Origin of the sequence: Kitasatospora sp. NPDC001547 (assembly GCF_042894165.1) — a bacterium.
Lineage (GTDB): Bacteria > Actinomycetota > Actinomycetes > Streptomycetales > Streptomycetaceae > Kitasatospora.
Genome location: NZ_JBIAVL010000004.1, coordinates 97,578 through 118,921, shown reverse-complemented (window position 1 = coordinate 118,921; position 21,344 = coordinate 97,578). Strand labels below are relative to the sequence as shown.

The window sequence follows — 21,344 nt, the reverse complement described above, 5'->3', positions numbered from 1 at the left end:
CGGGCGTGCCTTGTGCCTGAATCCTTTCATGCCCCAGCAGCACCTGGGGGCACAGTCCGCGTGACGGACGGCAACCGGCCACCATCCGGCCGGGAAGCTGCCGGGAACCTGCCGGGATTCTGCCGGAGGACGGGCCGGGTGCCGGGGCTCAGTGCCCGGCGAGCGCCTTCTCCCCTGCCTCGCGCATCGCCGCCAGCGGCCCGGGCGTGCGCCCGGTGAAGGCCTCGCTCTGCAGCACCGCCTGGTGCACCAGCAGGTCCAGCCCGCCCAGGACGGTCGCCCCGCGCCCGGCGCAGGCGGCGGCCAGCGCCGTCGGCCACGGGTGGTAGAGCACGTCGAACAGCGCGCCCGGCTCGGCGGGCAGCGCGTCGGCGAAGCCGTCGGTCGCGCCGACCGGCGTGGTGGAGACGGTCAGCGGCCGGGCCAGCGCCTCGGCGCCGCGCTCCCAGTCCGCGGTGCGGACGGCCACGCCGAGCCGGTCGCCCAGCTCGGCCATCTCCCGGGCCCGCTCGGCACTGCGCACGTAGACCGTCACCTCGCCGGTGCAGATCTGGGCCAGCGCGGCCAGCGCCGAGGAGGCGGTGGCCCCGGCGCCCAGCACGGCCGCCTCGGGCACCTCGGTGATGCCGCGCTCGCGCAGCGCGTTGACCAGCCCGGGGACGTCGGTGTTGTCCCCGGTGCGCCGACCGTCGGCGGTGAACACCACGGTGTTCACCGCGTCCACCGAGCGGGCCGTCGCGCTGACCTCGTCGAGCAGCGGGATGACCGCCCGCTTCAGCGGCATGGTGAGCGACAGCCCGGCCCACTCGGCCTCGTCCAGGGCGGCGACGAACCCGGGCAGCCCGGCCTCGTCCACCTCGAAGCGGTCGTAGCGCCAGCCGTCGAGCCCGAGCGCCGCGAAGGCCGCCCGGTGCAGGTCCGGCGAGAGCGAGTGGGCGATCGGCGAGCCGAGTACGGCTGCCCGGTGCTTGCTGGTCAACGCTGCCTCTCCGCGAACTGTCTTCCGGCCGTGGCTACTTGGTGGTGCAGTGGCCGCGCGCCTCGTCGAAGTTCTGCCCGGCCGACTGGCAGTACTCCTTGACGTTGGCGTAGTGCTCCTTGCTCGTCTCGGCGAACCGGGTGTTGGTCGGGGACATCGCGATGAAGTACAGCCACTTGCCGTCCGCCGGGTGCAGCACCGCGTTGAGCGCCTCGTCGCCGGGGTTGGAGATCGGACCGGGCGGCAGGCCCGGGTTCACGTAGGTGTTGTACTTGTTGGACGCGTCGTCCATGTCCTTCTTGTTGAGGTCCTTGCGGCCCAACGAGTACTGGAGCGTGGTGTCCATGCCGAGCCGGTGGTTGATCTCGCCGCCGGCGGCCAGCCGGTTCTGGATGGTCTTGGCCATCTTGGCGAAGTCGCCGGCGTTGTTGCCCTCGCGCTGGAGGATGCTCGCCTCGATGAGCACCTCGTAGCCGGTCTTCAGCCCCACCGAGGCGGCCTGGGAGTCCAGGCCGGCGTACTTCTCGGTGGCGTTCTTGACCATCTGCTTGAGCAGGTCCTCGGGCTTCATGCCCTCGGCGATGTTGTAGCGGGTCGGCCACAGGAAGCCCTCGACGTTGCCGTTCGCGTACGGCGGCAGGCCGAGCTCGTTCACCTGGGCCTTGGCGACGCCCGCCGTGGTGCCCGGCTGCAGCTTCAGCTTGGTGTCGATCAGGCTGTAGATCTCGGTGGAGTTCTTGCCCTCCGGCACCACGATCGCGGCGCCGCCCGCCTGGGCGAGCAGCTCCTTGAGCGCGGCGGCGGCCGGCATCTCCTTCTTCAGCCCGTAGTAGCCGTACTGGATGGTGCCGCACTTGGGCTCGGCCTTGCAGGCCTCGGAGAACGCGTCGACGCTCTTGACCACGCCGGCGTTCTTCAGCGCCAGACCGATCTGCCCACCGACCGCGCCCTTCTTGACCTCCACCTGGACGGAGCCGGTGCCCTCGCCGGTGAAGTCCGGCGCCGGGCCGAAGTGGTCCTGGTAGAAGCCGTAGCCCCACCAGCCGGCCCCGCCCATGGCGCCGAGCAGCACCAGCGCGACCAGCAGGCAGGCGCCGCCGTTGCGGCGGCCCGACTTCTTGCCCTTCTCCTTGCGCTTCTTCTGGGCCTCGCGGGAGTCGTCCTGCTCCCCGAGGAAGCCGGCGTCCCCGGCCTCGGCGTGCTCGTCGAGGTAGCCGTCGTCCTGGTGGCGGCCGTCCTCGTGGCCGTCCCACTCGTCCTTGGCACCCTCACGGGCGGCGCCGACCGGGTCGGCCCCGGCCTCCAGGGCGGCGGCCTCGGCCTCCCAGTCGATCCCGTCCGGGCCGGGGCCAGAGGCCGGCACGGGCTCCGGGGCCGGCTGCCGGCGCCGGCTCCGCTGCCCCGGGGCCTGCTGGGGCGATTGCGGCTGGGGCGCCTGCTGCTGCATCGGCGCCTGCTGCTGGGGGGCCTGGCCCTGCTGCTGCGCGTGGCCCTGCTGCTGACCCCCGGGGAAACCCTGCTGCTCGTAGCCCTGCTGCTCGTACCCCTGCTGTTCGTAGCCCTGCTGCTGCATCGGCGCCTGCTGCTGGGGCATCTGCTGCTGCGCGTACCCCTGCTGCATCGGCTGCTGAGCCTGCTGCTGCCCGTACCCCTGCTGGGGGTAGCCCTGCTGCGCCGTCTGCTGCGGGTAACCCTGCTGGACGTAACCCTGCTGCTGGTAGCCCTGCTGCTGCGCCATCATCTGCTGCTGCATCTGCGGCGTCATCTGCTGCTGCGCGTACCCCTGCTGCACGTCCCCGTACGGCTGCTGGGCCGACTGGCCCTGCTGCGGGTACTGCTGCTGCCACTGGCCGTCCTGCTGGCCGGGGACCGGCTGCCGGCCGTCGTACCCGGGATCACCGGGGTGCCACGGCTCGCCCTGGGGGCCGTAGCCCCCGCCCAGATCGGTCATCGATCCCCTTAACCGACGGTGACGGCCGGAGGATCGAACCGGCCGTCCCGGGACGACGCGGTCCCGGCTGAATCTCGAACCGGCGTGCTAGCGCAGCGCCTGGAGGGAGACGTTACCGTACCGCAGCCTTACCCCCGGCCGGGCGGACGCACCGTCGGTGAGCGACCTCACCGACGGCACACACCACCGCTACGGCGTCCCCGCACCGGCGCCGGAAGGCGCACCGGCCCCCGCCCCGGGGGCCGCCGGGCCGGAGCTCGGCGCGGACGCCGAGGCGCTCTGCCTGGCCGCCGCCCGGTTGGCGTTGAACTCCGCCACGTTGCGCTGCTGCACGTCGAAGCTGTCGGTGAACCGGGTGTCCCCGGGCTTCACGGTGACGAAGTACAGCCAGTCCCCCGGCGTCGGGTCCAGCGCCGCCATGATCGCCTGCCGCCCGGGGTTGGAGATCGGGCTCGGCGGCAGCCCGGGGTGCAGGTAGGTGTTGTACGGGGAGTCCAGCCGGGTGTCGGTCACCGAGGTGTTCAGGGTCGACCGGCCGAGCGCGTAGTTGATGGTGGAGTCCAGCTGCAGGGGCATGCCCTTGGCCAGCCGGTTGTAGATCACCCGGGCCACCTTGCCCATGTCCGCGGTGTTGTCGGCCTCGCCCTGGACCATGCTGGCCACGGTGACCAGCCCGTACAGGGTCTGCCCGAGGTTCTGCGCGACGACGCTGGCGTCGTCCCGGCCGAACTCCTTGCCGGCCCGGTCCACCATCTGCTTCAGCAGGTCGAAGGCGGTGGTGCCGTCGGTGACGCTGTACGTCGCCGGGAACAGGTAGCCCTCCGGGCTGCCGTTGGTGAAGTCCGGCAGGCCGAGCTCGGCGCCCTGCTCCTGGGCGGTCTTCTGGGTGGTGCCCTCGGGCAGGTTCAGCTTCTTGTCGATGGCCGCGTAGATCTGGTAGCCGCGCCAGCCCTCGGGGATGGTCAGGCCGTTGGCGTTGGCCGGGTCGATCAGGATCGCCAGCGCCGCCACGGCCGACATCTTCTGCTTCAGCGTGTACGTCCCTGGCTGGATCCGCCCGGCCGCCGCCGCGCTGCCCCTCGCGGCCCGGGTGAAGGCCAGCGAGCTGGCCACCACCCCGTTGCGGACCAGCGCCGACGCGATCTGGGAGAGGCCGGCGCCCTCCGGCACCGAGACCTGCACGCTGCCGGTGCCCTGCCCGGCGAAGTCGGCGGCGGCCGGGGGTTTGCGCTGCGACTGGAACCAGGTGTACCCGGTCAGCCCGATCCCGCCGAACACCGCGACCAGGGCGAAGGCGGTGAGCCCGCAGGCCAGCCCGTTGCGCCGTCGGTGCGGATCCGGCGCATCGGAGCGCGGGCGGGGCGCGGACGGCGGGCGGCCCTCCGGCTCCAGCACCGGCGCACCCAGGTGTCCGGGTGTGAGCCCCGGGTGGAAGTCCTGGTCGGTCATGGCTCGCGCCCCCTCGGCGGTCCCGGATCGGTGCGGATTCTCTCCGGTCCGGACTGGATCGATGCGAATCGATCCAAAACGGACACGGAAACGAACGAAGAAGGGGTCCGTGCGGACGCGTCCGCACGGACCCCTCAACGGGACGTTAGATCACACCGGTCAGCCGGTCGCCTCGACGCTCTCACCGGGCGGGCGTCCGCTCACCCGTTCGGACTCAAGGGCGGTCTGGAGGATCACCACCGCGGCGGCCTGGTCGACCACCGAGCGGCCCTTCTTCGCCTTGACCCCCGAGGCGCGCAGCCCGTGGGTCGCGGTGACGGTCGACATCCGCTCGTCCACCAGCCGCACCGGCACCGGGTAGAGCCGGTTCGCCAGCCGGGCCGCGTACGCCCGGACCTTCTCCGCCGCCGGGCCCTCCTTGCCGCTGAGCGAGCGCGGCAGCCCGACGATCACCTCCATCGCGCCGTACTCGTCGACGATGGCGGCGATCCTGGCCTGTGACTTCACCCCGGCCGGGACGGTCTCCACGGGGGTGGCGAGCACCCCGTCGGGGTCGCAGGACGCGACCCCGATCCGGGCGTCCCCGACGTCGACGGCGATCCGCCGCCCCCGCCGGAAGGGCCTCTCCTCCTGCTCCATCAGCTGGCGCGCTCCGCGACCAGGCCGCGCACCGCGGCGATGGCCTCGCCGACCGCGGCCGGGTTGGAGCCGCCGCCCTGGGCGACGTCGTCCTTGCCGCCACCGCCGCCGCCGAGGGTCTTGGCGGCGGTCCGGACCAGCTCGCCGGCCTTGATGCCGCGGCCGCGGGCGTCCTCGTTGGTGGCGATCACGGTCAGCGGACGGTCGTTGGCCACGGTGAAGGCGGCGACCACGGCCGGGCGCGAGCCGAGGCGGCCGCGCACGTCCAGGACCAGCTTGCGCAGCTCGTCCGCGCCCACGCCGTCGGCGACCTGCGCGGCGACCACGGCGACGCCGTGCACGTCCTCGGCCGAGTCGGCCAGGCCAGCCGCGGCGGCCAGCACCTTCTCGGCGCGGAAGCGCTCGATCTCCTTCTCGGCGTCCTTGAGCTTGGCGAGCATGCCCGAGATCTTCTCCGGCAGCTCCTCCGGGCGGCCCTTGACCAGCTCGGTGAGCTGGGAGACCACGGTGTGCTCACGGGCCAGGAAGCGGTACGCGTCGGTGCCGACCAGCGCCTCGACGCGGCGCACGCCGGAGCCGATCGAGGACTCGCCGAGCAGCTTCACCAGGCCCAGCTGGGCGGTGTTGCCGACGTGGGTGCCACCGCACAGCTCCTTGGAGAAGTCGCCGATGGTGACGACCCGGACCTCGTCGCCGTACTTCTCGCCGAACATCGCGATGGCGCCGGCCTTGCGGGCCTGGTCCATCGTCATGACCTCGGCGCTGACCTCCAGCTCGCGGCCCAGCACGTCGTTGATCTTCTGCTCGACGTCGACCAGCACGCTGCCGGGAACGGCGGCGGGCGAACCGAAGTCGAAGCGGAAGCGGCCGGGGGCGTTCTCGGAGCCGGCCTGGGCGGCCGTCGGGCCGAGCGCGTCGCGCAGCGCCTGGTGGGTCAGGTGGGTGGCCGAGTGGGCGCGGGCGATCGCCCGGCGGCGCTCGGTGTCGATCGTGGCGTACGCCGAGGCGCCCAGCACGACCTCGCCGAACAGCACCCCGCCGGAGTGCACGATGACGCCCGGGACGGGCTGCTGCACGTCGCGGATCTCCACCACCGCGCCGGACTCGAGCCGGATCCGGCCCTGGTCGGCGAGCTGGCCGCCGCCCTCGGCGTAGAACGGGGTGCGGTCGAGGATGATCTCGACCTCGTCGCCCTCGGAGGCGGCCGGCGCCGGGACGCCGTCCACCAGCAGGCCGACCACGGTGGCCTCGCCCTGGGTGAGGCTGTAGCCGGTGAAGACGCTGGCGCCGGACTTGTCGGCGACCTCGCGGTACGCGGCGACGTCGGCGTGGCCCATCTTCTTGGCCTTGGCGTCCGCCTTGGCGCGGTCCCGCTGCTCCTGCATCAGGCGGCGGAAGCCGGCCTCGTCCACCTGGAGGCCCTGCTCCTCGGCCATCTCCAGGGTGAGGTCGATCGGGAAGCCGTAGGTGTCGTGCAGCTTGAAGGCCTGGTCGCCGGAGAGGACGGCGCCGCCGGCCTGCTTGGTCTCGGTGACCGCGGCGTCCAGCAGGCTGGTGCCGGCCTTCAGGGTCTGCAGGAAGGCCGCCTCCTCGCCGACGACGACCGTCTCGATGCGCTTGCGGTCGGTCTCCAGCTCCGGGTACTGCGGGGCCATCGCCTTGATCGCGATGTCCGTGAGGTCCTTGGCCACCACGCCGGTGGCGCCCAGCAGGCGCATGTTGCGGATGGCGCGGCGCAGGATGCGGCGCAGCACGTAGCCGCGGCCCTCGTTGCCCGGGGTGACGCCGTCGCCGATCAGCATCAGCGCGGTGCGGATGTGGTCGGTGACCACGCGCAGCGAGACGTCCGACTTGTGGTCGGCGCCGTAGGTGTGGCCGGTGAGCTCGGCGGCGCGGTCGAGGATCATCCGGCTGGTGTCGATCTCGAAGAGGTTGTCGACGCCCTGCAGGATGGCGGCGAGGCGCTCCAGGCCGAGGCCGGTGTCGATGTTCTTGCTCGGCAGGTCGCCGAGGATCTCGAAGCCGTCCTTCCCGTCGCCGTGGCCGCGCTCGTACTGCATGAAGACCAGGTTCCAGATCTCCAGGTAGCGCTCGCCGTTGACGGCCGGGCCGCCCTCCTCGCCGTACGCGGGGCCGCGGTCGTAGTTGATCTCCGAGCACGGGCCGCACGGGCCGGGGACGCCCATCGACCAGAAGTTGTCCTTCATGCCCAGGCGCTGGATGCGCTCCGAGGGCACGCCGATGACGTCACGCCAGATCTGCTCGGCCTCGTCGTCGTCCTTGTAGACGGTGATCCAGAGCTTCTCCTTCTCCAGGCCGTAGCCGCCGTCCGCGACGGGAGTGGTGAGCAGCTCCCACGCGAACTTGATGGCTCCTTCCTTGAAATAGTCGCCGAAGGAGAAGTTGCCGCACATCTGGAAGAAGGAGCCGTGCCGGGTGGTCTTCCCGACCTCCTCGATGTCCAGGGTGCGCACGCACTTCTGGACGCTGGTGGCGCGCGAGAACTGCGGCTTGACCTCGCCCAGGAAGTAGGGCTTGAACGGCACCATGCCGGCGTTGACGAGCAGCAGGGTGGGGTCGTCGGCGACCAGGGACGCCGACGGAACGACGGTGTGGCCGCGCTCCTCGAAGAAGCGCAGCCAGCGGCGGCGGATCTCAGCCGACTCCATTAGTGGTCCTTCCGGTTCGGGGTGCCGCCCCGCGGCGGCAGCGCGCGGCGGGGCGTTTCTTCAGTGGTCTGGGGGGTGGTGCCGGCACCGTCGGGTACCGAGCGGGTGCGGGACGACGGAGGCAGGGCGGCGGCCGGGCTACCGGGCGCCGCCGAGATAGCTCGGTACTGCGGCTCGCCGCGCAGCACCCGGCGGGCGCTGCGGGGCTCCAGCACGGCGGTGCCGTGCAGCCCCAGGTCGTCCTTCAGCTGCTCCTCGCGCTCGGCCATGCCGGCCTTCACGTCCTGCGCGAACTGCTTGGCCAGGTCGCCCAGGTGCAGGGCGCCCCGGGCGGCGGTGCCGGAGAGGCTGTCCGGGGTGAGCCGGTGCACGGCCTCGTTGGCCTTGTTCATGGCCCAGACGGTGGCACCGGCGCCGACCGCCATCCAGAAGATGCGTCGCACCATGCCGTCAGCCCCTCACCGCGCGCCGGACCCGGGAGAACAGGCCGTTCCTGGGCGCCGTCGCGGCGCGCACCTCGGCCCGGACCAGCCGGGCCAGCTCCTCGCGCTCGCCCGCCTGCGCCGGCACCGGCGGCAGGCCGCCCTGCTGCCGGGCGACGGCCTTGCGCACGCCGTAGCTGAACGCGGCGACCTTCACCAGCGGTCCGCCCAGGGTGGCGGCCACAGTGGAGGAGAGCGCGTTGGCGTTGGCGGCGGCGTCCTGCACGTTGGCGGTGATCTCGTCCACCCGCTCCAGTTGCTCGTTGGCGCTGCGCACGGCGGCGCCCGCGTCGGTCAGCAGCGGGACGGCCTGCTCGGTGACCGCGGAGACCAGGACGGCGGCCTCCTTCAGCACCCGCGAGAGGCGGACCAGCACCACGGCGAGCAGGGTGACCAGGACCGCCCAGAACACGGCGACGAGCAATCCGGCCAGCTCTCCCACGGACACCTTTGCGCGCTCCCTCGCCTTGCAACTATTCAGACGGAACCCTATCGCGCCCACGCCCGATTCCCGGACCGGGTTCTCCGCCCGGCGATCCGGTCGGGTGTGCGATCCGCGCGCGTAACCGACCGGCCGGTCACCTCGTTCTGCCTGGCAGGCCGTCGCCCGTACGGCCCGACGCACGTCCGGACCGCGACGGTCCGGCCTGGAGCACGGGGAGCAGCCTTTGGCCGGGGACTGGAGAGCACAGCCCGGGGAGCCCGGGGCGGGGCCGTGGGAGCCGGAGCCCGGACGGCTGCCGGCCGAGGTGACCGGCTTCGTCGGGCGGCGGGCCGAACTGGCCGAACTGGCCGGCCTGCTGGCCTCGGCCCGGCTGGTGACCGTCACCGGGCCGGGCGGCGTGGGCAAGAGCCGGCTGGCCCTGCGCGCGGCGGCCCGGGCGGCCGACGCGTTCCCGGACGGCACCTGGCTGGTGGACGTGGCCCCGGTGCAGGACCCGCTGCTGCTCGGCCACGCCGTCCTGGAGGCGCTGCGGCTCTCCGACGGCACCGCCCGTCCGCCGCTGGACGTCCTGATCGAGCGGCTGGACGGCCTGTGCCCGCTGCTGGTGCTGGACGGCTGCGAGCACCTGGTGGAGGCCTGCGCCGAGCTGGCCGACGCGCTGCTGCGGGCGCTGCCCGGCCTGCGGCTGCTGGCCACCAGCCGCACCGCGCTGCGGGCCTCGGGCGAGCACCTGCTGACCCTCGCCCCGCTGCCGACCGCCCCACCGCGCCCGGGCGCGCTGCCGGACGCGGTACGGCTGTTCGCCGACCGGGCCCGGGCGGTGCTGCCGTCGTTCGAGGTGACGGAGGCGAACGCGGAGGCGGTCGCGCTGCTCTGCCGACGGCTGGACGGGCTGCCGCTGGCCGTGGAGCTGGCCGCCGGCCGGCTGCGCGCGCTGTCGGTGGAGCAGGTCACCGCCCGGCTCGACGACCGCTTCCGGCTGCTCACCGGCGGCTCCCGGACGGCCCTGCCCCGGCACCGGACGCTGCGCACGACGATCGGCTGGAGCCATGAGCTGTGCACGGTGCAGGAACGTTTACTCTGGGCCCGCCTGTCGGTCTTCGCCGGCGGTTTCGACCTGGAGGCCGCCGAGTACGTCTGCGCCGGCGAGGGCATCGAGCCCGAGGAGACGCTCGACCTGCTCGACGAGCTGGTCGCCAAGTCCGTGGTGCTCCGCGAGGACAGCCCCTTCGGCGTGCGCTTCCGGCTGCTGGACACCCTGCGCGAGTACGGCGGCCAGTGGCTGCGCGCCGCCGGTGAGGAGCCCCGGCTGCTGCGCCGCCACCGGGACTGGTACCTCGGTGTCGCCACCTGGGGCGAGGTCGAGTGGTTCGGCCCCCGGCAGGCGGAGACCGCCGAGCGCACGGAGCTCGCCCACAGCAACCTCCGCGCCGCGCTGGAGTTCTGCCTCACCGAGCCCGGCGAGGAGCAGATCGCCCTGCTGCTGGCCGGGGCGCTCTGGTTCTACTGGGTCGGCTGCGGCCACCTCGGCGAGGGCCGGCACTGGCTGGACCGCGCGCTCGCCCTGGACCGCGAGCCCACCGAGGCCCGGGCCAAGGCGCTCTGGGTGACCGGCTACATGGCCACCCTCCAGGGCGACCTCGGCACCGCCCGCCCGGCGCTGGAGGAGTGCCGCCGCCAGGCCCTGAACACCGGCGACGACCGGGCCCTGGCCTACGCCGTCCACCGCCAGGGCTGCGTCGCCCTGGTCGGCGACGACCCCGACCGGGCCGCCGAGCTGTTCGAGGAGGCGCTCTGGCACTACCGGACGATCGGCGAGCTCAACAGCAACGTGGTGATGGCCATGCTGGAGCTGGGCCTGGCCTACCTCTTCCAGGGGGACCTCGACAGCGGCGAGCTCTGGTTCGGCCAGGCCCGCGAGCTGTGCGAGGAGCACGGCGAGCAGTGGGCCTACGCGTACGTGCTCTACGCGATGGCCTACTCGCACTGGCTGGACGGCGCGGTGCAGCCCGCCCGCGCGCTGGCCCGGGAGTGCGTGCGGCTGAACCACCTCTTCCACGACCTGCTGGGCATCGTGCTGGGCATCGACCTGCTGGCGCTGCTGGAGACCGAGCCGAGCGGCCCGGGCACGGTGGGCGACCTGCGCGAGGCCCGGGTGCTCCAGGGCGCGGCGCACCGGATCTGGCGCACGGTCGGCAACCCGTTCCTGGGCTCGCGGAACTTCTTCGGCCCGCACCAGGAGTGCGCCGAGCGGGCCCTGGCCGGGCTGACCGCCCAGGAGTACGAGGACTGCTACCAGGCCGGCGCCCTGCTGGACCTGGACGCGGCGGTCACCCGGGCGCTCGGCGGCGGGGGCGCGGCGGAGGGCCCGGAACCGGCGCCGGGCCCCCGCGCGGTGCCGCCCGCACCCGCCCCCTCGCCGGTGCGGAATAGTTGAAACTTGCCGATTGCTTGAGGAGGCAAGTAACTGCCCGGAAGGAGCACCATGGCCGTCCACAACACCGCCGACGAGTACCGCATGGCGAAGTTCTACTTCGATTCCAAGGCGTACACCGACGCGGCCCGCATGCTCGAAGGCGTGCTGGCCGAGGAGCCGGCCAACCTCTCCGTCCGGCTGCTGCTGGCCCGCAGCTACTTCCACTCCGCGCAGCTGCGCCGCGCCGAGGCCGAACTGCTGCGGATCCTGGAGGCCGACCCGGCCGAGGACTACGCCCGGCTGATGCTCGGCCGCACCCTGGAGCGCCAGGGCCGCGCCGCGGAGGCCCGCCCGCACCTGCGGCTGGCCGCCGCGATGACCGGCGAGTCCGTCTGACGCGGCAGCCGGAACGGGGCGAGCCCCCGCCGCCTCGAAAGGCGACGGGGGCTCGCTCGCGGTATCGCGAAGAGCGGAACCGGGTCAGCGCGAGTAGTACTCGACGACCAGCTGCTCGTCACAGATCACCGGGACCTCCTTGCGCTGCGGCGCACGGTCCAGGCGGAAGGCCAGGGCCTTCAGGTTGACCTCGAGGTACTTCGGGGTCTGGCCCTCACCCGCGTAGCCACCCTCACGGGCGACCTGGAAGGGGACCTTCTCCTTGCTGCGCTCGCGGACGGTCACCACGTAGCCCGGCTTCATCTGGAACGACGGCTTGTTGACCTTGCCGCCGTTGACCTCGATGTGGCCGTGGACGACCATCTGGCGGGCCTGGTAGATGGTGCGGGCGATGCCCGAACGCAGCACCAGGGAGTCCAGACGGGTCTCCAGGTCGGCGACGAGCGCCTCACCGGTCTTGCCCTCGGCCTTCTTCGCGCGGTCGAACGCGCGGGCCATCTGCTTCTCGCTCAGGTCGTACTGGGCGCGCAGACGCTGCTTCTCGAGCAGACGGACCTTGTAGTCCGAGTTCTGCTTGCGACCACGGCCGTGCTGGCCGGGCGGGTACGGGCGGGCCTCGAAGTACTTGACGGACTTCGGGGTCAGCGGCACACCGAGGGCGCGCGCGATCTTGACCTTGGGGCGCTTCTGGTTCGCCATGAACCAAACCTTCCTTGCTTACGAATACGGCTTCACCAGGTGTTGACGGAGGTCGCATGTCGCGACCCGGAGAAAACCCCGCCGCCTGCGCGATGGGATCAGCCGCTCTCCGGAGCCGGGCACGGAAGTGCTGGTCACACGGACCGGCCCAGGATCCTGGGCCGCCCGCGACACCGATGACGGTGCGCGACGCTCCTGGTGCGGGCCTCCCGGAGGAGGCCTACCGCCGATGCCCCGCTGGTGCGGCCGGTCGGTGGGGTATCCCCCGCCGCCGTCCCGGGACATGGCACTCCGACCGAGTATACCGGTCGATCACCCGCCCTATTCCCCGGGCTGCTCCTCGGCCCCCGGCTCCGGCTTCTCCGGCGCCTTCCCGGCCGGCTTCGCGGCCTTCTTCTCCGTCCTGCGCTCCCCCCGCAGCCGCCCGCGCGTCCACTCCACCACGTCCGCGTAACGGGCCTCGCCGCCGCGCCTGGTCGGCTGGTAGTACTCCTTGCCGTGCACGGCGTCCGGCGCGTACTGCTGGGCCGCGATGCCCTCCGGCAGGTCGTGCGGGTACCGGTAGCCCTTGCCGTGGCCGAGCTTGCCCGCGCCGCCGTAGTGGGAGTCCCGCAGGTGCGCCGGGACGGCGCCCGCCAGGCCCTGCCGGACGTCCGCCAGGGCCGCGTCGATCGCCAGGTAGGCCGCGTTGGACTTGGGCGCCAGGGCCAGCGCGATGGCCGCCTGGGAGAGGATGATCCGGGCCTCCGGGAACCCGATCAGGGCCACCGCCTGGGCCGCCGCCACCGCCGTCTGCAGCGCCGTCGGGTCCGCCAGGCCGACGTCCTCGCTGGCCGAGATCATCAGCCGGCGGGCGATGAAGCGCGGGTCCTCCCCCGCCTCGATCATCCGGGCCAGGTAGTGCAGGGTGGCGTCCACGTCGCTGCCGCGGATGGACTTGATCAGCGCGCTCGCCACGTCGTAGTGCTGGTCGCCGTCCTTGTCGTAGCGCACCGCCGCCTGGTTGACCGCCGTCTCGGTGGTGGCCAGCGTGATGCTCGGCTCGCCCTTCTCCAGCGCCGCCCCGGCCGCCGCCTCCAGCGTGGTGAGCGCCCGCCGGGCGTCCCCGCCGGCCAGCCGCACCAGGTGGTCCTCGGCCTCCGCGGTCAGCTCCAGCGCGCCCTCCAGGCCGCGCTCGTCGGCCACCGCGCGGCGCAGCAGCGCCCGGATGTCCTCGTCGGTCAGCGACTCCAGGGTGAGCAGCAGCGAGCGGGACAGCAGCGGGGAGATCACCGAGAAGTACGGGTTCTCCGTCGTCGCCGCGATCAGGGTCACCCAGCGGTTCTCCACCGCCGGCAGCAGCGAGTCCTGCTGGGCCTTGGAGAAGCGGTGGATCTCGTCCAGGAAGAGCACCGTCTCCCGGCCGGACATCCCGACCGCCCGCCGGGCGCCGTCGATGACGGCCCGGACCTCCTTGACCCCGGCGGTGATCGCGGACAGCTCCACGAAGCGGCCCTCGACGGCCTGGCTGATCACGTGCGCCAGGGTGGTCTTGCCGGTGCCGGGCGGCCCCCAGAGGATCACCGAGCTGGTCGCCGCCGGCCCGCGGGAGCCCGCGACCAGCCGGCGCAGCGGCGAGCCGGGCTTCAGCAGCTGCCGCTGCCCGGCCACCTCGTCCAGGGTGCGCGGACGCATCCGTACGGCCAGCGGCGCCCGGCCGGGCTCCCTGGTCTGGCGTTCCTCGGCTGCGGCGGTGAAGAGGTCCGGTTCGTCCACACCGGAAGCCTATGCGAGCCCGCCGACAGCCCGTCCCGCGGCGGACGGCCGGGTCCGCGGAACGGGCTTCGGGGCTCACGGCTCCCCGGCCGCACGGCCGCCGCGGCTCGCGGCTACCGCGGCGGACGGCGGTCCAGCAGGACGACCTCGAACTCCTCCAGCGACCGCACCGTCACGCCGACCGCGGCGGTGACCCGGGACCGCGCCTCGGCCTGCGGGCTGCGGGAGGCCGCGAAGGTGGCCTCATCCTGGAAGATCGTCCCCACCGAGGCCCGGCCGCGGTCCCGCTGGATCAGCAGGGCCCCGCCCACGAAGCCGTCCATCCGCTCCAGGTTGGGCAGCGCCTGCTCCCGGAACGCCGCGACCAGCCGGTCCGCCGAGGAGGGGTCGAACTCGGCCCGGACCAGCCGGAACCGGGCCCCCGGCCCGCCCTCCCCGGGCGGCGCGAAGGCCGCCGCCTCCCAGACGTCGACGGCCGCCGTGCCGGCGAAGGGGGCGAGCAGCTCGCCGCGCCGCGCGCCCAGCTTCGCGTCGCTGTCCCGCTCGGCCTGCGCGGTGTCCCACCAGGAGCCCATGGTGAAGACCCCCAGCTCGCGGTTGGCGAAGAGCCCGTAGCCCCGGTAGCCGTGCTCGCCGGAGAGCAGGCCGACGGCCTCCGCGCTGAAACCGTCGAGGGTCCGGCCGAGGCGGGCCGGGTCGCCGGTGAAGTAGCCGGTGCGCACGAACATGGGCGGGTCTCCTGACGTCCGGCGGGCGCCCGGGTCGGGCGCCCGCGCCGTGGTGGGCACGTCCATCGCACGACCCGGCCCGGGTGCCGGCAACGCCACGCGTCCGTTCGGACGACCCGACGGCCCCGCTAGTCGAGCCCGGCGGCGTGGTCCGGGACGTACTTCTGGAGGTCGCGCGGGGGCCGTTCGTAGCCGCGCGACGCGGGGCGGGGCGGCAGCTCGATCTGCGGCGCCCTGATCTCGCGGTACGGCAGGGTGGACAGCAGGTGGGCGATCATGTTGATCCGGGCCCGGCGCTTGTCGTCGCTCTCCACCACGTGCCAGGGCGAGTCCGGGGTGTCGGTGTGGAGGAACATCTCGTCCTTGGCCCGCGAGTAGTCCTCCCAGCGGGTGATCGACTCGACGTCCATCGGGGAGAGCTTCCAGCGCTTCATCGGGTCCTCCAGCCGGTCCCGGAAGCGCCGTTCCTGCTCGGTGTCGCTCACCGAGAACCAGTACTTGCGCAGCAGGATCCCCGACTCGGTCAGCATCCGCTCGAAGGTCGGGCACTGGTGCAGGAACTGCCAGTACTCCTCGTCGGTGCAGAAGCCCATCACCCGCTCGACGCCCGCGCGGTTGTACCAGCTGCGGTCGAACAGCACGATCTCCCCGGCGGCCGGGAGGTGCTCGACGTAGCGCTGGAAGTACCACTGGGTCTTCTGCCGCTCGGTCGGCGTGGGCAGCGCCGCGACCCGGGCGATGCGGGGGTTCAGGTACTCCGTCACCCGCTTGATCGCTCCGCCCTTGCCGGCGGCGTCGCGGCCCTCGAAGACCACCACCAGCCGGGCGCCCTCGACCCGCACCCACTCCTGGAGCTTCACCAGCTCCTCCTGGAGCCGCAGCAGCTCCCGCTCGTACGGCTTCCTGGCCAGTCTCCCCGGCTTCCCGGTCCGCTGCTGCTCGGCCACCCTCGGGTCCTCCGTCCGGCTGAACGCTGATGCGCACTCACCGTAGGCGCCGACGGCCGTACCCGCGGGTCGGCGGGGCCGTGGCGACCGGGGCCGGTCTCGTGGACCGGCCCTGGGGAGAGGTGCCCGAGGGAGCGGCGCCCGGGGGTCGGGCCGGACGGGTCGAACAGGTCGGACGGGCGGACGACTCAGGCGACTCAGGCGGCTCAGACCGCGACGAACGGCTCGGGGTACCGGCAGAGCCCGCGCGGGCCGCCGTCGTAGGCCGCCAGCGGCAGCGCCTGGAAGTACGCCTCCGGCACCTCGAACGGGCCGGTGACCTCGTGCCGACCGGCCGGCGCGAAGCCGAACCGCCCGTAGTACCCCGGATCGCCGAGGACGACCACGAGCTTCTCGCCCGCCTTCTCGGCCGCCGTCAGCGCGGCCCGGACGACCAGCTCGCCGACGCCCCGGCGCTGCCACTCGGGCGCCACCGCGACCGGCGCGAGCGCCAGTCCCCTGCCGTCGCCGACCCGCAGCCGGGTCAGCAGCGCGTGCCCGATCACCAGCCCGGCCTCGTCGACCGCCACCATGGACAGCCCGGGCAGCCAGGCCGGGTCGCGGCGCAGCGCGTCCACCAGGTCCGCCTCGTCCGGGCCGGGGAACGCGGCCATGTGGACGCGTCTGGTGGCCGGGGCGTCCTCCGGACATTCGACTCTCGTTGTGACCTGCATCGGGTCAACCCTCCCTGTGTCACACACCGTTGTGGACCGGCCCCGGACGGCGGCTGGGCCGTCCGGGGCCGTTGCAGGTTAGCGGATGACGCGGTGTCAGGCCTTGGGCTGGGCCTCGCCCTTGGCGTCCTCGCGGACCTTCGGCTGGGCGTCCACGCCGGCCTCGCGGCGCTGCGCCGGGGTGATCGGGGTCGGCGCGCCGGTCAGCGGGTCGCCGCCGGTGGACGTCTTCGGGAAGGCGATGACGTCGCGGATGGTGTCGTACCCGCCCAGCAGCGTGACGATGCGGTCCAGGCCGAAGGCGACCCCACCGTGCGGCGGCGGGCCGTAGTTGAAGGCGTCCAGCAGGAAGCCGAACTGCGAGGCCGCCTCCTCCTCGGAGAGGCCGATCGCGTCGAACGCCCGCTTCTGCACGTCGCGCTGGTGGATACGGATCGAACCGCCGCCCAGCTCCGAGCCGTTGAGGACCAGGTCGTAGGCGTTGGAGAGCGCCGAGCCCGGGTCGGTGTCGAAGGTGGCCAGCGACTCCGCGGTCGGGGCGGTGAACGGGTGGTGCACCGCGTGCCAGCCCTGGAACTGGCCCTTGTCGTCCTCGATCGGCTCGAACATCGGGAAGTCGACGACCCAGAGGAAGGCCCACCGGGACTCGTCGATCAGCTGGCAGCGGCGGCCGATCTCCAGACGGGCGGCGCCGAGCAGCTCCTGCGAGGCGCGCTCCTTGCCGGCCGCGAAGAAGATCGCGTCGCCGTTCTTGGCGCCCGCGGCGGCGGCGAGGCCGGCCAGGTGCTCCTCGGAGAGGTTCTTGGCGACCGGGCCGCGCAGCTCGCCGGTCTCGGCGTCGATGAGGACGTACGCCAGACCGCGGGCACCGCGCGCCTTGGCCCAGTCCTGCCAGGCGTCCAGCTGCTTGCGCGGCTGCGAGGCGCCGCCGGGCATGACCACGGCGCCGACGTACGGGGCCTGGAAGACGCGGAAGTCGGTGCCCTTGAAGTACTCGGTCAGGTCGGTGAGTTCCTGGCCGAAGCGGACGTCCGGCTTGTCCGAGCCGTAGCGGCCCATGGCCTCCGCGTAGGTCATCCGCGGCAGCGGGTTGGGGATCTCGTACCCGTGCACCTCGCGCCAGACGGCGCCGATGATCTTCTCGCCGAGGGCCAGGATGTCCTCCTGGTCGACGAACGAGGCCTCGATGTCCAGCTGGGTGAACTCCGGCTGCCGGTCGGCGCGGAAGTCCTCGTCGCGGAAGCAGCGGGCGATCTGGTAGTAGCGCTCCATGCCGGCCACCATCAGCAGCTGCTTGAACAGCTGGGGCGACTGCGGCAGGGCGTACCAGTGGCCGGGCTGGAGGCGGACCGGGACCAGGAAGTCGCGGGCGCCCTCGGGGGTGGAGCGGGTGAGGTACGGCGTCTCGATGTCGAGGTAGTCGTTCTCCTCCATCACCCGGCGGATGATGTTGTTGACCTTGGAGCGCAGGCGCAGGCCCTTGGCCGGGCCCTCACGGCGCAGGTCCAGGTAGCGGTAGCGCAGCCGGACCTCCTCGTTGACCGTGCCGGGCTCGTACTCGGCGACCGGGAACGGCAGCGGGGCGGCCTCGGAGAGCACCTCGATCCCGCTGACGACGACCTCGACGGCGCCGGTCGGGATGTCCGGGTTCTCGTTGCCCTCGGGGCGGACCCGGACGTCGCCGACGACCTTGACGCAGTACTCGGCGCGCAGGCCGTGCACCGAGTCGAGGTCGCGGACCACGATCTGCACGGTGCCGGAGGCGTCGCGCAGGTCGATGAAGGCGACGCCGCCGTGGTCGCGGCGGCGGGCGACCCAGCCGGCCAGGGTGACGGTGGTGCCTGCGTGCTCCGGGCGGAGCGTGCCCGCGTCGTGCGTGCGGATCACAGCTGCTTCTCCTTCAGGGTGGTGACGAGTGCGTCGAGGGCGACGGGGGTCTGCTCGCCGGTGGTGAGGTCCTTGAGCTGGACGACACCCTCGGCGAGGTCCCGGTCCCCGGCGATCAGGGCGAAGCGGGCGCCGGACCGGTCGGCGGACTTCATCGCGTTCTTGATGCTCTTGACGCCGAAGGCGAGGTCGGTGGCGACGCCGGCCCGGCGAAGCTCGACCACCTTGGCGAACAGGACGTTCTTGGCCTCCTCGCCGAGCGCGACGGCGTAGACGGAGGTGGCGGCCGGCAGGTCGAGGGTGACGCCCTCGGCCTCCAGCGCCAGGTAGCTGCGGTCCACGCCGAGCGCCCAGCCGACGGACGGCAGCGCCGGGCCGCCGATCATCTCGGACAGGCCGTCGTAGCGGCCGCCGCCGCCGATCGCGGACTGCGCGCCGAGGCCGTTGTGCACGAACTCGAAGGTGGTGCGGGTGTAGTAGTCCAGGCCGCGCACCAGCTTGGGGTCGTCCACGAAGGCCACGCCCGCCGCGGTGAGCAGCTCGCGGACCTTCTCGTCGTACGCCTTGCAGGACTCGCACAGGTAGTCGCGCAGCATCGGGGCGTCGACCAGCTGGGCCTGCACCGACTCGCGCTTGTCGTCGAGGACGCGCAGCGGGTTGATCTCGGCGCGGCGGCGGGTGTCCTCGTCCAGGTCCAGCCCGGCGAGGAACTCGATCAGCGCGGCGCGGTAGACCGGGCGGCACTCCTTGTCGCCGAGGCTGTTGAGCAGCAGCGAGTAGTCGCGCAGGCCCAGCGAGCGGAAGGCGTCGTCGGCCAGGATGATCAGCTCGGCGTCCAGCGCCGGGTCCTCGGCCCCGATCGCCTCGGCGCCGACCTGGGAGAACTGGCGGTAGCGGCCCTTCTGGGCGCGCTCGTAGCGGTAGTACGAGCCGGAGTACCAGAGCTTGACCGGCAGGTTGCCCTGCTTGTGCAGGTTGGCCTGGAGCGCGGCGCGCAGCACCGAGGCAGTGCCCTCGGGGCGCAGCGCGAGCTCGTCGCCGCCCTTGGTGGTGAGGGTGTACATCTCCTTGGTGACGATGTCGGTGGACTCGCCGACACCGCGGGAGAACAGCTTCACGTCCTCGAAGACCGGGGTCTCGACGTAGCCGTAGCCGGCCCGGCGGGCGGGGGCGGCGATGCGCTCGCGGATCGCCAGGAACGTCGCGGAGCTGGGGGGCAGCAGGTCGTAGGTGCCCTTGGGGGCGGTGAAGGTGCTCAACTTCTCTTCCGTCACATTCCTCGTCGCGGGAAAGCCGGGGCGCCGGCCGCCCCCGCTGCCTGTCGGAGGTAGGGGTTGGTGGCGCGCTCGCGGCCGATGGTGGTCTGACCGCCGTGGCCGGAGAGGACCACGGTGGAGTCGTCGAGGGGCAGGCACACCCGGGCCAGCGATTCCATGATCGCCTCGCTGTCCCCGCCCGGGAGGTCGGTGCGCCCGATGGAGCCGGCGAACAGCAGGTCGCCCGAGAACAGCACCGGGGGGAGGTCCTCGGCACCGGGCGTCCGGAAGGTCACCGACCCCCCGGTATGGCCCGGGGCGTGGTCCACGGTGAGCTTCAGGCCGGCCAGCTCCAGCACGCCGCCGTCGGTGAGCTCGCGCACGTCGTCGGGCTCGCCGACGGTGAGCTCGCCCATCAGCTGGGTGCCCAGGGAGCGGCCGAGCGCCCTCTCCGGGTCGGACATCATGTACCGGTCCTCGGGGTGGATCCAGGCCGGGACGCCGCGGGCGCCGCAGACCGGGACCACCGAGGCCACGTGGTCGATGTGGCCGTGGGTGAGCAGCACGGCGACGGGCTTCAGCCGGTGCTCGCGGACCATCTCCTCGACGCCGCGGGCCGCCTGGTGGCCGGGGTCGACGATGACGCACTCCTCGCCCGCCGCCGGAGCGACCAGGTAGCAGTTGGTGCCCCAGGCTCCTGCGGGGAATCCGGCGATGAACACGCGCGTCCTTCGGGTGTGTGCGGCGGTCGGCTGCGGCGCCCACCGGTCTTGGTGCAGCCAGTGACGATGTACGTGCAGCCTACCGGCGCCGCGGGTGCGGTAGCGAACCAGATAGGGGTGGCGGGGCGCGGCGGCCTGACAGGTTCACCGCGTTCTTACGGGCCCGGTCCCTACACTTGGCCGCCGAGGGATGCGATGATCCGCTCCGGAATCCATCCACTTTTCCCGCACATCCGTAGGAGACACGGCCGGTGGTCAGCAGCGAACAGCGGCGGCGGCAGCTCGCCCGCGAGAAGTACGAGCGCCAGTTGGAGCGCCGGGTCGCGGCCCAGGCCGCGCGCAAGCGGCGGAACACGATCCTGGGCGCCTCGCTCGCCGTCGTGGTGCTGGCCGGCGGTGGCGCCCTGATCGCCACCGGCGCGTTCAGCTCGGACGACAAGGGCGACACGAAGACCTCGGCCGCGGACCGCCCCCAGGCCGCGCCGACCGGCACCGACGAGCCGACCACCCCGACCCGCAAGCCGGTCGAGGGCTGCGCGGCCCCGGCGCCGGGCGCGCCCAACGGCAAGCAGTGGCAGGCCGAGCCGCCCATGACGATCGACCCCAGCGGCTCGTACACGATGACGCTGGACAGCAACTGCGGCAAGGTGACGGTCGCGCTGGACGCCGCCAAGGCCCCGCACACCGTGAACTCCTTCGCGTTCCTGGCCGGCGAGCAGTACTTCGACCACACCAAGTGCCACCGCCTCACCACCGACGGCATCTTCGTGCTCCAGTGCGGCGACCCGACCGCCAGCGCGACCGTTCCCGGCGGCACCGGCGGCCCCGGCTACAAGTTCGCGGACGAGAACCTGACCGGCGCGACCTACCCGGCCGGCACCGTGGCGATGGCCAACTCCGGCCCGGGCACCAACGGCAGCCAGTTCTTCCTGGTCTACAAGGACACCAAGCTGCCGCCGAACTACACCCCGTTCGGCAAGGTCACCGGCGGCCTGGACGCGGTCCAGAAGATCGCCGCCGCGGGCACCCTGGAGGGCTCGCCGGACGGCCACCCGATGGCCGACGTCACCTTCAACTCCGTTACGGTGGCGAAGGGTTGACCTACCCCGGGGCCGGGGGGGGGGGGGGGGGGGGGGGGGGGGGGGGGGGGGGGGGGGGGGGGGGGGGGGGGGGGGCGGGGGGGGGGCCCCGGGGGGGCCCCGGCGGGCGCG

The 21,344-nt window shown here is 73.1% G+C and carries 18 protein-coding genes; 3 read left to right on the top strand and 15 right to left on the bottom strand.

Going from position 1 to position 21,344, the window contains the following annotated elements; genetic code table 11:
* Positions 1-148: 148 nt before the first annotated feature.
* The 7 genes from ACFY0X_RS08915 to ACFY0X_RS08885 form a co-directional block, all read right to left on the bottom strand.
* Positions 149-979, bottom strand: coding sequence for a shikimate dehydrogenase (locus ACFY0X_RS08915; RefSeq protein ID WP_387750894.1), 831 nt, complete (start codon positions 977-979; stop codon positions 149-151).
* Between the two features lie 34 nt (positions 980-1,013).
* On the bottom strand, positions 1,014-2,930 hold the full coding sequence (mltG, locus tag ACFY0X_RS08910; protein ID WP_387750891.1) for an endolytic transglycosylase MltG: 1,917 nt from the start codon (positions 2,928-2,930) through the stop codon (positions 1,014-1,016).
* Positions 2,931-3,119: 189 nt separating this feature from the next.
* Positions 3,120-4,379, bottom strand: coding sequence for an endolytic transglycosylase MltG (mltG, locus tag ACFY0X_RS08905; protein WP_387750889.1), 1,260 nt, complete (start codon positions 4,377-4,379; stop codon positions 3,120-3,122).
* Positions 4,380-4,538: 159 nt separating this feature from the next.
* Entirely contained in the window at positions 4,539-5,018 is a 480-nt protein-coding gene (ruvX, locus tag ACFY0X_RS08900) for a Holliday junction resolvase RuvX (protein ID WP_363385052.1), read from the bottom strand.
* Positions 5,018-7,687: an alanine--tRNA ligase gene (alaS, locus tag ACFY0X_RS08895; protein WP_387750886.1), complete on the bottom strand. Its 2,670-nt coding sequence runs from the start codon at positions 7,685-7,687 to the stop codon at positions 5,018-5,020. The genes ruvX and alaS overlap by 1 nt, the downstream gene beginning before the upstream one ends.
* The gene (locus ACFY0X_RS08890) at positions 7,687-8,133 is read right to left on the bottom strand and encodes a DUF6167 family protein (RefSeq protein WP_387750883.1); all 447 of its coding nucleotides are present in this window, start codon (positions 8,131-8,133) and stop codon (positions 7,687-7,689) included. Before ACFY0X_RS08890 ends, alaS begins: the two co-directional genes overlap by 1 nt.
* Positions 8,134-8,137: 4 nt before the next feature.
* Positions 8,138-8,617 (bottom strand): DUF948 domain-containing protein, encoded by a 480-nt coding sequence (locus tag ACFY0X_RS08885; protein WP_387750881.1) that lies wholly within the window; start codon positions 8,615-8,617, stop codon positions 8,138-8,140.
* Positions 8,618-8,837: 220 nt separating this feature from the next.
* Between ACFY0X_RS08885 and ACFY0X_RS08880 the strand changes: the two genes are divergently transcribed.
* Complete coding sequence (locus ACFY0X_RS08880) at positions 8,838-11,051, top strand: ATP-binding protein (RefSeq protein WP_387750878.1); 2,214 nt, start codon at positions 8,838-8,840, stop codon at positions 11,049-11,051.
* A 48-nt stretch (positions 11,052-11,099) separates the two neighbouring features.
* Positions 11,100-11,426, top strand: coding sequence for a tetratricopeptide repeat protein (locus ACFY0X_RS08875; protein WP_387750875.1), 327 nt, complete (start codon positions 11,100-11,102; stop codon positions 11,424-11,426).
* An 84-nt stretch (positions 11,427-11,510) separates the two neighbouring features.
* Here the strand turns inward: ACFY0X_RS08875 and rpsD are convergent, their stop codons facing one another.
* The 8 genes from rpsD to ACFY0X_RS08835 all read right to left on the bottom strand — a co-directional run bounded on the left by rpsD (position 11,511) and on the right by ACFY0X_RS08835 (position 20,133).
* Positions 11,511-12,125 carry a 30S ribosomal protein S4 gene (gene rpsD, locus ACFY0X_RS08870; protein WP_030056230.1) on the bottom strand — a complete coding sequence of 205 codons (615 nt, stop codon included), beginning with the start codon at positions 12,123-12,125 and terminating at the stop codon, positions 11,511-11,513.
* Between the two features lie 321 nt (positions 12,126-12,446).
* The gene (locus ACFY0X_RS08865) at positions 12,447-13,880 is read right to left on the bottom strand and encodes a replication-associated recombination protein A (protein WP_387750872.1); all 1,434 of its coding nucleotides are present in this window, start codon (positions 13,878-13,880) and stop codon (positions 12,447-12,449) included.
* A 113-nt stretch (positions 13,881-13,993) separates the two neighbouring features.
* Entirely contained in the window at positions 13,994-14,608 is a 615-nt protein-coding gene (locus tag ACFY0X_RS08860) for a hypothetical protein (protein WP_387750869.1), read from the bottom strand.
* A 128-nt stretch (positions 14,609-14,736) separates the two neighbouring features.
* Positions 14,737-15,555 carry a polyphosphate kinase 2 gene (gene ppk2 / locus ACFY0X_RS08855; RefSeq protein ID WP_387750866.1) on the bottom strand — a complete coding sequence of 273 codons (819 nt, stop codon included), beginning with the start codon at positions 15,553-15,555 and terminating at the stop codon, positions 14,737-14,739.
* Between the two features lie 206 nt (positions 15,556-15,761).
* A complete protein-coding gene (locus tag ACFY0X_RS08850) occupies positions 15,762-16,268 on the bottom strand; it encodes a GNAT family N-acetyltransferase (protein WP_387750863.1) in 507 nt (168 codons plus the stop codon).
* 96 nt (positions 16,269-16,364) lie between these two features.
* Positions 16,365-18,155: an aspartate--tRNA ligase gene (aspS, locus tag ACFY0X_RS08845; RefSeq protein WP_387750861.1), complete on the bottom strand. Its 1,791-nt coding sequence runs from the start codon at positions 18,153-18,155 to the stop codon at positions 16,365-16,367.
* Positions 18,152-19,414: a histidine--tRNA ligase gene (gene hisS / locus ACFY0X_RS08840; RefSeq protein ID WP_387750858.1), complete on the bottom strand. Its 1,263-nt coding sequence runs from the start codon at positions 19,412-19,414 to the stop codon at positions 18,152-18,154. Before hisS ends, aspS begins: the two co-directional genes overlap by 4 nt.
* An 11-nt stretch (positions 19,415-19,425) precedes the next feature.
* Positions 19,426-20,133, bottom strand: coding sequence for an MBL fold metallo-hydrolase (locus tag ACFY0X_RS08835; RefSeq protein WP_387750855.1), 708 nt, complete (start codon positions 20,131-20,133; stop codon positions 19,426-19,428).
* Positions 20,134-20,384: 251 nt separating this feature from the next.
* Between ACFY0X_RS08835 and ACFY0X_RS08830 the strand changes: the two genes are divergently transcribed.
* Positions 20,385-21,233: a peptidylprolyl isomerase gene (locus ACFY0X_RS08830; RefSeq protein WP_387750852.1), complete on the top strand. Its 849-nt coding sequence runs from the start codon at positions 20,385-20,387 to the stop codon at positions 21,231-21,233.
* Positions 21,234-21,344 lie beyond the last annotated feature (111 nt).